This is a genomic window from Ruminococcus flavefaciens ATCC 19208, from assembly GCF_000518765.1.
GTDB classification, from domain to species: domain Bacteria; phylum Bacillota; class Clostridia; order Oscillospirales; family Ruminococcaceae; genus Ruminococcus; species Ruminococcus flavefaciens.
This window is the reverse complement of record NZ_KI912489.1, coordinates 291090-306970: the sequence shown is the minus strand read 5'-3', so window position 1 is coordinate 306970 and position 15881 is coordinate 291090. Positions and strand designations below refer to the sequence as shown.

Sequence of the window (15881 nt, the reverse complement as noted above, 5' to 3'; positions counted from 1 at the left end):
CCATGAATCGTCATGGCGCAACTTCTTACCTTATATAATAACACAAATCTCACCAAAATGCAATATAAAAATTAGCTTTTACGATCAGTACAATTTTAGGAAATATGCAAAAAAAGGCAGCCGCAGGGAAGCATTTTCCTGCGGCTTGTTATTTATATGATCACAGCTCCGAAAGAGCGTCGTTTATTATCTCCTCGGGGAAACCGATAACCCCAAGGAGCTTTATAGCGTTGCTTGAACGGCATATGCCTTTATGTATTTTATAATCAAAGCTTATATCGCCTTCGTCAAGCTTTTCGCAGAAATAATAGTTCTCATAGATACCCTCAAAGGCTTCTGCAAGCTCCACATCATGAGTCGCAACCATGAGCATACAGTTCATATTCTCAAAATAGCGCAGTACGGCCTTTGATGCGGCAATCCTCTCCTTGGTGTTGGTACCTTTGAGTATCTCATCTATGGCAAGGAAAAGCAGTCTCCCGCTCTTTGCGGTCTCAGTCATGCGCTTCAGGTACTTTATCTCGCGGATATAGTAGCTTTCTCCCGAGGCAAGGTCGTCGCGTACAGCCATTGAGGTAATGACTCCGCAGTGGGGTATGGAAGCCTGCTCCGCAGTACAGGTGAATATGGACTGTCCGAGAATAAGATTAATGGCAGCTGCTTTTATGAACGTGGATTTTCCCGAAGCATTTGAGCCCGTAAGAACTATACTATTCTCCTGCCTTATATCATTTTCGACAGCTTCTGAGATAAGCGGGTGAAAAAGTCCCTTGAACTCTATGCACTTATTGTCGGTCAATTCGGGTACACAGTAGCCTTCAATGCTCCTTCTGAATGAAGCAATGGCTATGGAACAGTCTATCTCGCCTACAAATCTGAATATTTTCAGATAATCCTCCGTTTTTCCTTCAAGCTCCTTTAAACCTATGTTGTAAAGTATAAAATCTATCATGAACGGATCGGTAATATACATCATCAGCATAGAAAACGGATCATCTGACTTTGACATTGATTTTTTCATATTCAGAAGATTCATTATGGAGGCAGACTTTTTCAGCTTTTTGAAGCTTTCCTCTGCGCCCTTTGCAAATTCGGGCACGATATTCTGTATCGCAAAGCCTGCATTGATAGTCATTCCCATTGAAAAAAGAGTTTCAAGCTTTCTTTCAAAGCTGTTTTTCAGAAATATGTGAACTACCATATTCACAAAGTAATTGAAGATGCCAAGCATCAGCAGCATCGGATTATTCAGGACAAGTCCAAGAATAACAAGTGTCACCAATGATATCAGAAGCAGCGGATAAACGAACTTGTACGGAAGATATTTCGAGTCGATATCCTCAGCCACATCAATGGAATAATAAGCACTTATCGGCTTGCCGATACCGTGAAGCACCTTCCTTACCTTATTGCGCTTTTCCTCGTTTTTGTCAAAGAACTCCGCTGTATTATTGCTCAGCAGGGAATCCTCTTCTCTGTCACCGAGAATATGCATCGACGAATAAAGACACTGTTCTCCTGCAAAGCTGTCGGTATGGTCTGCACGGAAAAACACCGTTTTCATGTCAAGGTCGTCCCATGTTACATTGTCTACAAGCTCGGAATCATTATGCTTCCTTTTCTCCTTTTCAAACAGCAGAGCCACAGCATCAAGCCTGTCAAGAACATCGTCCTTTACACGGCTGCTGTCTCCGAAGGAATGCCTTATGTAGTAGTCAATTGCTGCTTTATTTTTTATATTGTATACGATCATGCAGATAACAAAAACTGCTGCAACAACTGATATGATAATTACTTCTTCCATTTTTTCTCCCTATAAATGCAAAATCAATTTCCGTTTCTTATAAAGTCCATGAGCTTTTCAATGTCGTCAAACTCATCATAATCGCCCATAATGCCCTCACGATGATAGACTATCCCTGCTTTCTCGTTGCGTTCAAGGCAGTCAAGAAGTTCCTCAACACCGTATCTTCTTGCAAACTCCGCAAAAGCTCTTGCCTTGATCTTTTCGGCGTACAGACCTTTACGGCAGCTTACAGGCTCACACTCATAGCAGCCGCTGATGCCCTTTGCCATGCCGCATTTTCTGTTCTCGCACCATTCTGCGTCCTTGCACCATGAAAGCTCTTTAAAGCCGTCACGCTTGCAGCCTTTACATTCCACATTTTCAGAGCAGAGACAACAAGCAAGTCCGCATCTTGCTATACCCAATTCGCGTTTCATTATTTCTTCCTCCATATAAGCTCAGACAGTTATTTCGATAAGATTTCCTTCGATCACAGCGATACAGCTCTCATAATATCCGTCACCGGTCGTGCGCGGACCGCTTTTTACTTCGTAGCCTGCCGAGCGCAGCCGCTCAGTGAGTTCATCGACTTTTTCACTGCTGCCCACACTGAAAGCAATATGGGAATAACCTGTGTGTTCAGCCGCCTTATCCGTATCCTTCACCTGCGGCTTGTGCATCAGTTCAAGCCTTGCCCCGTCATCAAAGGTGATGAAGTATGATCTGAAATCCGTAGTTTTATTGTGATAGCCGCTGTTTGAATGTCCGCCGAGATATTTCGTGAAGAATTCACGGGCAGCTTCAAGATCCTTCACAAACACTGCAATATGTTCTATCCGCATTTTTCCTCCATTTCCTGCTGTTTCACAGTTAATAATACAGCCATTAGGCATTAGACGAAGGCGACACATTGGCTAATAGCTAACAGCTAAAGGCAAAAGGCTGCATTACCCAGTATATTGATATCATTATACAACAATATACAGTAAATTTCAATATAAGCTTGATGAATATTATATAGTCAAATCAATTGATTAAGCAATAAAAACGGCTTTTCTTTGTGAATGATGTGTAAAAATTTATATCAGTGTTGACATCTGTTTGTTATCATGGTACAATTATTGTAGGATATTATTGGAAAGGTAGTCAGATAAAATGGATAAAGAGATTATTATTGACAAACTCAAACATAAAAATGAGATCCTGCCCAATGAATTTGACGGAACATACCGCTCTGTACATGAGGCGATGGAGTTTTACGCAAAGGTGAGAAAGATCGCACTCATCGACTGCAATGACCTTGAACTGATGTACTATCTGTCCCTCGGATTATGGAAAAACGATAAAAAAGAGCTGAAGTATTATATCCAGAAAAGTCACCTGCTCCACAACGACAAGCTGCTCCTTGAAAAAAAGCTGGAAAAGATATGGAGCAAGGGCTCACGAATGTTATTCGGTCACGTCATCGAAAAGCTTGAAATGGATTTCCTTACAGCGCCTGTCTCGTTCAAGGATCTTCCTGTAGCTAAAAACGCCGAATCTATCCAGTTCTTTTTCAAGATGTGCATCAATCTTTCAGGTCTGGAAAACGACGGCAAGCTATTTGATACGGCTCAGCAGATGCTCAATTCCCAGATCAAGAATTCGGGACTTCCCGTATTTGCCGTATCGAGGATCCTTCACTGCCTGAAGCCGTTTACATTCCCTATCCTTGACGAAAGCGTTACCGATTCCATAGTTTTCAGGTCAATAGATATCGGAGTGTGCGCTATAGACGATATATCGCAGTATATCACCAACTGTCGGAAGATACTGGATTTCCGCAATTCTATTTTCAAATTCCAGAATATGCGTGTTTTCGATATCGTATCATGGGAGCTGATCTATGAAAAGAACAAGCCTGCCGAGCCTGAAGGAAAAGGCAAGGTGCGTCAGCGCAAAAAATCCAACGCCTCTCTCAACCAGATACTTTACGGCCCTCCCGGAACAGGAAAGACCTACAATGTAGTAAAGTATGCCGTAGAGCTTATCGAGGGCGCAAAGATCGCTGACGGCGAGCCATATTCCGCAATAAAGGAAAGGTATGATAAATATGCCTCGGCAGGTCAGATAAAGTTCACTACATTCCACCAGTCCTTCAGCTATGAAGAATTTGTCGAGGGTATCCGCCCCGTTGTAGTTGACAAATACGGCAACGACACAAATATCGCCCACGCTGATACCACAGTAATTTATCGTCCGTATAACGGCGTCTTCAAGTCGCTGTGCGAGAAGGCGGCAAAAAGTCCGCATATGAACTTCGTTGCAATTATAGACGAGATCAACCGCGGTAACATCTCAAGGATATTCGGTGAACTCATAACCCTCATCGAAGAATCGAAACGCGGTACTTCCGTAATACTTCCCTATTCACAGACCGAGTTCAATGTCCCTGCAAATCTGTATATACTCGGTACGATGAATACAGCCGACCGTTCTATAGCAATGCTCGATACAGCCCTCAGAAGGCGATTTGACTTCACAGAGATGATGCCTCTGCCTTCACTGCTCGGGGACTGCGACGGCGTTGACCTTTGCGAGCTGCTCACCGCACTGAATGAGCGCATAGAGTATTACTACGACCGCGAACACGCTATAGGTCATGCTTATTTTATGAACAAAAACGGCTGCATCAAGACCCTTGACGAGCTGAGAGATGTTTTTGCGACCAAGATAATACCTCTGCTTCAGGAGTATTTCTTCGATGACTATGAAAGGATAAGGCTCATACTTAACGATGAGAACACCTTCATAGAGTGTATCGCTCCGAAGTATATCAAGCATTTTGATTCGGGACAGAAGCTTTACCGTCTCGGCGACCCGATGAACTGGGAAAAAGAGCACTTCATAAACATATACAGTGATGTTTCCTGATGAACGGAGAATATAATGTACACCAGACATATTTGCGTAACAGCCAATGAAAAGATCGCAGACTTTTCCAGAGAAAACGGCGAGCTTTCGGAAATGCTCGGTGAATTCGCAGAGGTCTGCGCAGCTGACGGCAGAAAAGCTGTCACCGTCCGCCAGCAAAAGGGTGTAAAGTATTTCATGGCAGGCTCTTACTGCGGATTTGCCCGTCTCACTGACGGAACTCTCGTTGAGATACTGCCGAACAGCAAAAACGACAACGCCGCAAGAGAGAAGCTCTGTGCCGAATTCTGCAAGCGATGCGGTCATTCATTCAGACCGTCAGCTATCGCCCCGGACACGAATTTCATGGAGTTCTTTATCTCCGTTTTTGCAGGCGAGACAATGAAGATAATCAAAAGCGGCGTTCTCTCCGCCTACGCAAGCCGCGAGGAGAATATGACCTCGGTACACGGTACTATCCTGTTTGCCGAAAATATCCGCCGAAATCTTGTTCACAGAGAGCGTATATACGTGCGGCATGACATTTTTACTCCCGACCGCGCCGAAAACCGCATCATTAAAGCTGCTGCATCAAAGCTCATAAAAATAACCGACAATGCTCACAGCTCACATCTTCTGAAAGAAGCATTGTCATACCTTGACGAAGTACGTATGCCCTATAATGTCCCCGCAGAATTCAGCAAGTGCATAAACACAAGGAATACAAAAAAATACAGCACCGTTCTGAATATCTGCAAGATGCTTTTTGACAAAAATGAGGGCACTGCTTTTTCCGGGAAATATATATCCTGTGCACAGTTTTATAAAATGTCATAAGGAAGCAAATCGGATATTTTTTAAATACCGGGATAAAGATAAGTCCTCACAACTGTGAGGACTTTTTCTGTCAATCGCCCGTATTGACAAAATACACAGCGTTTGATATAATTTATGAAAACACAATACCGAACGGAGATGATAACTATGAAAGAGTTTTATATAAACAATGACGGAATACGCATTCATGCTAAGCTTGACCGTCCGGATGAAACTGTAAAAGGTCCGCTTTGCATACTTGTTCACGGATTTACAGGACATATGGAGGAGGATCATATAACTGCGGCTCAGAAAGCAATGAATGAAGCAGGTATATCAGTCCTGCGCGTGGAAATGTACGGTCACGGAAAAAGTGACGGTATATTCAGAGAGCATACTCTGTACAAATGGGTGACCAATGCGCTTGCGGTTGTCGAATACGCAAAAAAGCTGGACTTTGTGACAGAGCTTTATATGTGCGGTCATTCACAGGGAGGACTGCTTACTATGCTGATCGGTGCTATGTGTGCAGATGACTTCAAGGCTATAATCCCGTTATCACCTGCATGGATGATACCCGAAAATGCAAGGAACGGTATAGTGCTCGGAAACAGCTTCGATCAGGAGCATATTCCCGAAAAGTTAGCAAGCGAAAGCTGGGAGATATCGGGAGATTATATCCGTACAGCCCAGACTATCCATGTTGAGGATTCTATTGCAAGGTTCAAAAAGAAAGTTCTGATAGTACACGGAGACGAAGATGATATCGTTCCTTTTTCCTACGCCGAAAAAGCTGAAAAGCTTTATAACGATGCAGAGCTTATCCCGATACACGGTGCAGATCACGGTTTTATCGGTCATCTTGACGAGCTTGCTGATGCCATATGCTCTTTTTTCAGGAGAGAAGCTTCAAAGAGCTGAAAAAATGAAATATAACAAAAAAGGCAGTCATTACGACTGCCCTATTTTTTTAATCCCCCCTCTATGGCGTATTAAATCAGGCAATGAACAGACTTTGCAATTCAATCAGAGTCAGTTTTGTTTTGATGTTGATGATAATATGTCCGTCAGGTATAATTCTCCCCCTTCTCTGCAACTTACCCATAAAAAAAAGCAACTTACCATCTGCGAAATGCAACTTACCTGATTTCAGTTGATTTCGTTTTCAACGGGAGATATAATATGCATATGCTCACGAAAAACGAGAGCACCCTGTAATTGACTAAAGCCAAAGCATTTAAGCTGACTTGCAGGAGTGCACACTGCAACAGCTAATAATATAATTACCATGATAAGGAGAATAATGATTATGAAAAATTCTATCAGACGAACTGCTGCAGCAATTATCGCTATAGCAGCAGTATGTACACCACTCAGTTCAGCACCTGTACTCAAAGATCTCAGCGTCAAGCCCATATCAACATCGGCAGCTGAGAGCAGCAATGTAAAACAATCAGGAAACTGTGCAAGAGGCAACTGGCATTACTACGATGAACTTGAAAAATATACGCTCAATTATCAGATCACCAGCCGTGGCTCTATCATAGTAGGCTGTGAGACAAACAGAGCAGGTACGACTATAAGGATACCAAAGAGTCTTGGCGGCAAAAAGGTCATTTCTGTTGCAGATAATGCATTCAAGGATCAGACAAATATTATTAACGTGATGTTTTACGGCATAAATGGGATTAATGCGACCTATTATAATAGATACGGAGAGCCTACTCTGTACGCTAAAGGTCTCGATGGAGGAAGTCAGATCGCCGAGATAGGTGAAAGCGCTTTCGAGGGCTGTAAAAATCTTTCCTATGTAAGTTTCGGTGAAAAAGAAGTAACGTTCAAAAAGGCTGCATTTCGTGGATGCGAAAATCTTAATCGTTTAAGCTTTGTTGATTCGGAGAATTATACATTAAAGCTTATGTTAGGTGATATTGGTCCGAATGCATTTGAAAACACCGGCTTTGTATATATGGATGACTATAAATTCAAAAATATCGGAGACAGTGCTTTTTCAGGCTGTAAAAAGCTGAAACGAGTTTGTGCAACAGCAGATACGATCGGCAAAAATGCGTTTAAAGGGTGCCACCTTCTTACAAATATAGATATCACAGCTAACTCCATTGGCGATGAATGCTTTACGGAATGCAATGTCCTTAGCGATGTAAAGATCAAAGCCGCTTCTATCGGAGGATATTGCTTTGAGAAAGATACTGCTATAAAAACTGCATCTCTTGATGTGAATGATATCGGAAGGAATTCCTTCAGCGGATGTTCTGCTCTTGAGAGAGTCAATCTTCAGAATACACAGAAAATCGAGACTCATGCATTTGTAGGCTGTCCGAATATGGAGCTGTCGGATTTCCCTAAAACTATCGAATATATCGGTCCATTTGCATTCTGGGGTGATACAAACCTTAATACACCCGCACTGTTTGTAAGAGAAAACGGTCAGAAGCTTCAAATCGGCAGAGCATCATTCTGTAATACTTCTGTCGGCTATGTGGTATTATGCGGCGATATTGATGTTGATGACTATGCATTTGACGACTGCAGTTTAAAGGCTGCTGTTGTAGAAGGAAATGTAACTATCAGCCGTGACGGTCTCGGAACTGTAAAGCACAATGATCCGAAATTTGCAGTATACGGCACATCAGATACAAACCCATATACAAATGTCACATATAACGATGTTCCGTATGTAAAGTATGACAATACAGACGGTTACACCAAGATCATCAACGAATACAAGAAGCACTATCTGCCGATTATAGGAACCGGATTCAGTAATGCTAACGGAAGCTGTGCAGGTATTTCTATAGCGCAGAATATGATCATAAGCGGCAAAATGAATTACTCTGATATTCTTCCTGAAGGATACAGCTGTTTTATGGATCTTCCGCATACAGTAAAAGGCGTAGAAGGATTTGAGGATTTTGTAGCAAAAATTGATGATCTGCATACAAACTGGAGATACTTCAGCTACAGAAGTCATAAGGTAGAGCTGAACAGTGATAACATCGAAGGCTATGCCAAGCTGACAAAATACGGAATAGCCGTTCCGGGTTCTATGCGTATAGACAACCATCATCATGCCGTAACATTCTTAGGTGTAGAAAAACTCGATCAGCCAAAGGTAATTGATTCATATACCGAGTCAGGCATGGTCTGTGATTACAGGATAATCACCATGGAGAACGGCTATTCCTTCAAGTATGACCAGAACGGCAATCTTGTAGGAAATGGCTTTGATGTAAATACACTCGGAGATAAATGGATCCCTGTTGAAAATACATTTATCTATGTCAGATCAAGTGACGGAAGATGCTATGCGCAGAGATGGGATCATCCTGCTAATGTAGAACATGAGCTGGGAAAAGATCCAAATTATAATTACTCTGTTATGGATTTTTCGGATCTTCAGTTAGTTACAGGCAACTGGATATACAACCACACTTGATCATTTCATCTCCGAACATAAAATCCCCGGGATTGTTTAATCCCGGGGATTTTGTATTATGTAAGACAGCGATACAAGGTCAGAAAAAAAATATCCTGAAGAAATTAATAATACAATGCACAAAACTATAGTTTAATTTTCATAAAAAACACACATTTTCATCACAAATACTTGACATTTCGTTTTTTTCTTGTTATTATTTACATATTGTATTATACAATAGAAAATTTTAAAGAAAGAGGTCGATTTATGCTAAAAAACAAGATCAAAAAAACCATCTCTGTGTTGTCGTCTTTAACTATCGTTGCATCAAACATAGCCGGACTCGCAGCACAAGCTTCCGGCAAGGAAGCGAAAAGCCTGAATATTTCCAATGCAGATGAAGCAGCGGAAAATCATCTTGGCTTTCATGGTTACAGCAGCAATCCTGAATGCGAATGTGAACTTATCGGGACAGGAAGCGGAACAACGATCGCATTACTTGATGCAGGTGTGACCGATTATGATACCTATAAGCAGGTTTCATTTATTGATGATGAAACAATAGGTTCAGATCATGGCAACCAAATGATGAGTATCCTTAATAATGAAGTACCTGATGCCAGAATACTGGACGTAAGGGTGCTTGATGATGAAGGAAAAGGAACATATTCCGATGTCTGCAACGGCATAAAATGGGCAGTTGATAACGATGCTGACATTATCGTTATGAGCTTTGCAGGTGAAAGTAATTCATCACTGCTTTGGGATGCTGTCGAATATGCTGAAAAAAACAATGTCTTTGTTATTGCTTCAGCAGGAAATACATACTGTGAAAAAGAAATGTATCCTGCTGCATATAACACTGTTATTTCTGTTGGCTCTATAGACGCTGAGGGACTTATATTGGATTTCTCTAACTTTGGCGAAAATGTCGATACATATGCTGAGAGCCAGGAAGGTACATCAGGAGCAGCTCAGCTTATCGCAGCAGAAGCGGCTGTTACTATTGAATATTCAGACGATATCAATGTAGCTGAATTAAGATCGCAATTTCAGCTGAATGATAAAGCTGTTGTTGCAAGAGCAAATGAAGAAAATGCAGATGAACTTGTTTATGCTGCCGCAAAATGCAAACACACATACAGATGGGTAACAACAAGACAGCCCACCTGTACAGCATCAGGCTCTAAGTCATATAAGTGCTCGAAGTGCGGATATGTATCATCTACATCTTCTATAGCAAAGCTTGGACATAATTATGAAAGCTGGAGAACAACAAGGCAGGCTACTTGTACTTCAACCGGTTTAAAAACAAGAACTTGTATGCGTTATGGCTGTCATAATCAGGAATCACAGACTATTCCAAAAACTTCACACAGCTACAGCTGGGTAACAACAAAGCAGCCTACCTGTACAGCTACAGGCACAAAGTCATATAAGTGCTCAAAGTGCGGAAGTGTATCCAAATCAGAAACAATTAGCAAAACAGGACATAATCTTGAGAACTGGAGAGTTACTAAGGCTGCAACCTGCTCGGCTACAGGTACAAAAATCAGAGCTTGTAAACGTTACGGCTGTAACTATCAGGAATCACAGACTATTCCTAAAACTTCCCACAGCTACAGCTGGGTAACGACAAAGCAGCCTACCTGTACAGCAGCAGGCTCTAAGTCATACAAATGCTCGAAGTGCGGAAGTGTATCCAAGACAGAAACCATCAGCAAAACAGGACATAATCTTGAGAACTGGAGAGTTACAAAAGCTGCAACCTGCTCGGCTACAGGTACAAAAATCAGAGCTTGTAAACGTTACGGCTGTAACTATCAGGAATCACAGACTATTCCTAAAACAGCCCATACTCTCAGTTGGGTAACAACGAAACAGCCTACCTGTACAGCAGCAGGATCTAAGTCATATAAATGCTCGAAGTGTGGATATGTTTCAACTACATCTTCTATAACCAAACTCGGACATGACTATGAGGACTGGAGAGTTACTAAGGCTGCTACCTGCTCTGCAACAGGCACAAAGACAAGAACCTGCAAGAGATATGGCTGTCATAATCAGGAAACACAGACTATCGCTAAATTAGCTCATACTTATAAGTGGGTAACTACAGTTCAGCCTACCTGCACAAATACAGGTAAGAAGCAGTATAAGTGTTCAGTATGCGGAGATATATCAAAGACAGAGATCCTTGATAAAACAGGTCACGATTACGAGGACTGGAGAGTTACTAAGGCTGCTACCTGTGCAGAAACAGGTACAAAGACAAGAGTATGCAAGCGCTACGGCTGTAATAATATTGAAACTCAGACTATCGCTAAATTACCTCATACTAACGAATGGGTAACTACTGTTCAGCCTACCTGCACAAATACAGGTAAAAAGCAGTTGAAGTGTAAAGAATGCGGAGAAATAACAAAGACAGAGATCCTCGATAAAACAGGTCACGATTTTGAAGACTGGCGAGTTACAAAGCCGGCTACTGCTACAACAGAAGGCATAGAGACAAGAACCTGTAAGCGTTATGGCTGCAATTTTCAGGAAACAAGACCAATACCACCTACAGATTACAGTTATCCGTTTGGTTCACAAGCATATTTCAATAATTTAGATGAAAGAACAGCAAATCAAATAGGTTCCTCTGCAAAAACAACTGAGTATTATAAGCTCAAAGCTGAATTAATGATGGCAGACTATGATGCTTATAAAAACTACACAAATTTGAATAATGTTTCTGGCGCTAACTGGAATGCTTTCTGCAATGAGTTTGCATCATGTGTTCAAGGCTATGGTAAAGTAACAAAGGAAATGCATTACTTCAGAAATAATCTTAACCGTGCTCCTGCAACTTTAAGAGAGCTTCTTGCTGAACAGGAGAATTGGGAATTGCTTCCTGTTACAGAGTCATTATATCATATGAACGATACAACTGCTTCTCCGGAAGGCGAATTCAATTTAAAGTTCATATCCAAGGACGGTCATCACGAAGCTGTATATAACAAAGACGGTATACTTCTTACACAGTATAATGATCCTTACAATATGGGAACTTTTAACTTTGTAGGACCAAACCAAAATAAAAGCAATCATAAAAAATTTGATGTGGATACTTACTTTGATTGGGGAAATACTCCCGGCACAAGTGATATCGGTTTAGGCACAGTTATCGGAGATCCCGCAAGTGCATTGGTTCGTTATGAGAAAAACTTTGATGCGCAGGATCACAGAATAAGAATTGAAGATGTAATGGCACTGCATTTTTATGAAGGTGCATATCAGGTAAAAAGCAATTTCAGCTATCTTGTAGCATTAACTTTAGAAGAAAATGTTGAAAATGGTGGAATCGTTACCGAAGGCCATGTCGGAGAATATTTAACCATTAGCCAAGGAACAGTACTCGAACTTGATTACACAGGTATGTGCATTCATGGTACTGACGCCGTGACAGGACAAAGCTATGTAAACTTTGATTTCCTGGGTCATATTGGATCAAATCTTACAAAAATATATTGATTTGTCAATATTCGTAAATTTAAATTCACGATAATAACCGTATAATTAAAAAACAGGCAGATACCGCGATATCTGCCTGTTTTTTTATATATACATATTATTTATTATTATCTTCAATCCAGGGCGACGTATAATGAAATTTACCTGAATTCATATCCATAGCTACATATTCATCTAAACGCCTCATTAAATTCCCCTGAGAGTCCATGCCCATTTTATTGTCAAATGGCATTATAAAATCATTATCATTATAATCAAAAACCGCTGCACACATATTGAATCCTCCTTCTTATAGCTTTGAATTTGCCATTAACGGAGATACACGCATTATCATAATGTATTATTCAATAAACATTTAAATCACCCCTAAATAGAATATACTTTATATTGTATATTTATTATATCATATTTCCACAAATTTGTCAATATATAGTTTGATATGCACAATTATCGTTAACAGTCATTATTGAGTACCTGTTTTTAATATTTTCCTAAACTTATTCAGTTAAAAAGAAAGCACTCCCTCATATTGAGGAAGTGCTTTCACTTCGTTATTATATTAAAGTTTGTGACGAGACTCGAACCTGTGACCTGCGATACAAATGCCATTTGAAAACATAGTACGTGGGCAGTATGTTTATTTATAGTATTCCGCATACCACTGCGCGAACTTTCTCAGTCCCTCACGGATACCGATAGTAGGTCTGAATCCGTAGTCATTTTCAAGACCTTTACTGTCAGCATAGGTAACAGGTACATCACCCGGCTGCATTCCGACAAGCTCTCTATGGCCTTCAAAGTCATAGTCAGCAGGAAGAACACCTGCGTCCACAAGCTCCTCCTGAAGAGTGCTGATATAGTCGATGAGGTTTTCAGGTGTCCCTCCGCCGATGTTATACACAGCGTATGGCGGAAGCGGAAGTCCGTCTTCTCCGTTCTGCTTCTCAGGGGCTCCCTGCATAACTCTGAATACACCTTCAACAATATCATCAACATATGTGAAGTCACGCTTGCAGTTGCCGTAGTTAAAGATCTTTATTATTCCGCCTTTAGCTAATGTATTTGTTGCGGAGAAATAGAACATATCAGGTCTGCCGGCAGGGCCATAGACTGTAAAGAAACGAAGTCCGGTTGATGGAATGTTATAGAGCTTGGAATAGCTGTGTGCTAATAACTCATTACTCTTCTTGGTTGCAGCATAAAGAGATACAGGGTTATCTACCTTATCCTCAGTGCTGTACGGAACCTTCTTGTTGCCGCCATATACAGAAGAGCTTGATGCATACACAAGATGCTCCACAGGATTATTACGACACGCTTCCAGAATATTGTAGAAACCTATGATATTGCTCTCAATATACACATCAGGATGGTCGATAGAATAACGAACACCTGCCTGTGCTGCTAAGTTAACCACTACATCAAATTTATACTCAGCGAAAAGCCTGTCAATCAGAGCTTTATCAGCTATATTTCCCTTAACAAATATATGTCTGACAGGAGAAGTAATAGCAGCTTCTTTGATTATAGAAAGTCAATATTCTTTCAGTGACGGATCATAATAGTCATTCATATTATCAAGGCTGACTACAGTTCCGCTGTTCATCTCTTTCAACAGTCTCAATACCAGATTTGCCCCTATAAATCCGGGAGAGCCGGTGACAAGGATATTCTTGCTATTCAAGTCGATTCTTTCTTTACTAATATCTTAATCCCTTCTGAACAGATCTCTTGTATAAACCTTTTCTTCAACATCATCAAGAACAGAATCATATCTGTTTGCAATGATACATCCGCACTTCTTCTTGAATTTTTTCAAATCATTCACTACTGTTGAGCCAAAGAAAGTACTTCCGTTTTCAAGAGTTGGCTCATAAATTATAACAGTTGCACCCTTTGCCTTGATACGCTTCATAACGCCCTGAATAGAACTCTGACGGAAGTTATCCGAATTGCTCTTCATAGTCAGACGATATACGCCAACAGTAACATTTTTCTCTTTACTGCTATCAAATTCATTATTGCTTCCATAACTGTAATATTCAGCCATTTCAAGTACACGGTCAGCAATAAAGTCCTTACGTGTTCTATTGGACTCAACGATAGCAGACATCATGTTCTGAGGTACATTCTGGTAGTTTGCAAGAAGCTGCTTTGTGTCCTTTGGCAGACAGTAACCACCGTAGCCGAATGACGGGTTATTATAGTAGTCGCCCACACGTGGATCAAGGCAGATACCCTTTATGATATTTTGAGTTTTAAGTCCCTTAACTTCTGCATATGTATCAAGCTCATTGAAGTAGCTTACACGCAGTGCAAGATATGTATTAGCAAAAAGCTTTACTGCTTCTGCCTCAGTTGTAGCCATGAAAAGAACAGGAATGTTTGTCTTGATAGCCCCCTGCTGCAACATATCAGCAAAAGTCTTTGCAGCCTCCATGTTGGCTTCATCTGACCCTACTATGATACGTGAAGGATAGAGGTTATCATAAAGAGCCTTGGATTCGCGCAGGAACTCAGGACTGAATATGATATTATCCATGCCGACCTTCTCACGAACCTGAGCTGTATAGCCTACAGGAATAGTTGACTTGATAACTATAGTCGGCTTTTTCTTCTTTTTGCCTGTAACCTTCTTGATAAGCTCCAGAACAGTCTCAACAGCGGAACAGTCAAAATAGTTAGTCTTAGGATCATAGTTTGTAGGAGCAGCCACGATAATAAAATCTGCGTCCTTGTAAGCTGATTCGCCGTCTGTTGTAGCTTTGAGAGAAAGCTTACGCTCTTCATGCTCTGCAAGGTACTGCTCAATGAAGTCATCCTGTATAGGAGATATCCAGTTATTCAGCTTTTCTACTTTTTCAGGAACTATGTCAACAGCTGTAACATCGTTATGCTGTGAAAGAAGAACTGCAAGAGAAAGTCCAACATAACCTGTTCCGGCTACAGCGATCTTCTTACGCTCCACAGGCTTTATCTCAACAGTGTCATCCTCAAAGAGGTCTCTGTAATCAAAATCAAGAACCTCAGAAAGACACAATAGCTGATCAACAGAAGGACTGAAATTCTGCTGTTCCAGTCTGGTAAACATTGTACGACTAATGCCTGTTTTTTCAGAAAGTGCAGTCTGTGAAAGACCCATTGCCTTTCTTTTGCTTGTAACTGTCTCAGCCAATAGCTTAAGAGATAAATGCTTCATAGTTAAACCTCCCGATATACAATTGTCACAAATTGCGACATCACACTTGAAATTGTATTAAATATATTATAGCTTAGCAAGCTATCAATGTCAAGTGATTTGCTGTGAATAATTGCAATTTGTTGAAATTGACAGCTCTTTTGTGCGTTGCAGTGTCATTATAAGTGACATTGCAATTTCTTACTCTGTCAGCTTTACACAAAGGCACTATCATTGCATGCTCGTCACTA

10 protein-coding genes and 1 pseudogene are annotated in these 15881 nt (G+C 40.9%); 5 read left to right on the top strand and 6 right to left on the bottom strand.

Annotated elements, in window-relative coordinates; translation table 11 throughout:
- Nucleotides 1-160: 160 nt before the first annotated feature.
- The 3 genes from L870_RS0108150 to L870_RS0108140 are packed head-to-tail and all read right to left on the bottom strand — an operon-like array spanning nucleotide 161 to nucleotide 2628.
- Entirely contained in the window at nucleotides 161-1804 is a 1644-nt protein-coding gene (locus tag L870_RS0108150) for a MutS-related protein (protein WP_028517722.1), read from the bottom strand.
- Nucleotides 1805-1827: 23 nt separating this feature from the next.
- Nucleotides 1828-2223, bottom strand: coding sequence for a hypothetical protein (locus tag L870_RS0108145; RefSeq protein ID WP_028517721.1), 396 nt, complete (start codon nucleotides 2221-2223; stop codon nucleotides 1828-1830).
- A gap of 21 nt (nucleotides 2224-2244) precedes the next feature.
- On the bottom strand, nucleotides 2245-2628 hold the full coding sequence (locus tag L870_RS0108140) for a VOC family protein (RefSeq protein ID WP_028517720.1): 384 nt from the start codon (nucleotides 2626-2628) through the stop codon (nucleotides 2245-2247).
- Between the two features lie 313 nt (nucleotides 2629-2941).
- On the opposite strand from L870_RS0108140, the gene L870_RS19730 reads away from it, so the two are divergent.
- From L870_RS19730 to L870_RS18525, 5 genes are all read left to right on the top strand, one after another.
- Nucleotides 2942-4699: an McrB family protein gene (locus L870_RS19730; protein ID WP_051411474.1), complete on the top strand. Its 1758-nt coding sequence runs from the start codon at nucleotides 2942-2944 to the stop codon at nucleotides 4697-4699.
- Nucleotides 4700-4714: 15 nt separating this feature from the next.
- Entirely contained in the window at nucleotides 4715-5515 is an 801-nt protein-coding gene (locus L870_RS0108130) for a 5-methylcytosine restriction system specificity protein McrC (RefSeq protein WP_028517719.1), read from the top strand.
- A 147-nt stretch (nucleotides 5516-5662) separates the two neighbouring features.
- A complete protein-coding gene (locus tag L870_RS0108125) occupies nucleotides 5663-6415 on the top strand; it encodes an alpha/beta hydrolase family protein (RefSeq protein WP_037271651.1) in 753 nt (250 codons plus the stop codon).
- Between the two features lie 388 nt (nucleotides 6416-6803).
- Nucleotides 6804-8951 carry a leucine-rich repeat domain-containing protein gene (locus L870_RS0108115; RefSeq protein WP_028517716.1) on the top strand — a complete coding sequence of 716 codons (2148 nt, stop codon included), beginning with the start codon at nucleotides 6804-6806 and terminating at the stop codon, nucleotides 8949-8951.
- A gap of 249 nt (nucleotides 8952-9200) precedes the next feature.
- A complete protein-coding gene (locus L870_RS18525; protein ID WP_028517715.1) occupies nucleotides 9201-12452 on the top strand; it encodes a S8 family peptidase in 3252 nt (1083 codons plus the stop codon).
- 97 nt (nucleotides 12453-12549) lie between these two features.
- Here L870_RS18525 and L870_RS19590 read toward each other — a convergent pair whose 3' ends face one another.
- The 3 genes and pseudogenes from L870_RS19590 to L870_RS0108095 all read right to left on the bottom strand — a co-directional run bounded on the left by L870_RS19590 (nucleotide 12550) and on the right by L870_RS0108095 (nucleotide 15651).
- Nucleotides 12550-12726 (bottom strand): hypothetical protein, encoded by a 177-nt coding sequence (locus L870_RS19590; RefSeq protein WP_167549425.1) that lies wholly within the window; start codon nucleotides 12724-12726, stop codon nucleotides 12550-12552.
- A 363-nt stretch (nucleotides 12727-13089) separates the two neighbouring features.
- A pseudogene (locus L870_RS17105) lies at nucleotides 13090-14157 on the bottom strand (NAD-dependent epimerase/dehydratase family protein).
- Between the two features lie 3 nt (nucleotides 14158-14160).
- Nucleotides 14161-15651, bottom strand: coding sequence for a nucleotide sugar dehydrogenase (locus tag L870_RS0108095; RefSeq protein ID WP_028517714.1), 1491 nt, complete (start codon nucleotides 15649-15651; stop codon nucleotides 14161-14163).
- Between the last annotated feature and the right edge of the window lie 230 nt (nucleotides 15652-15881).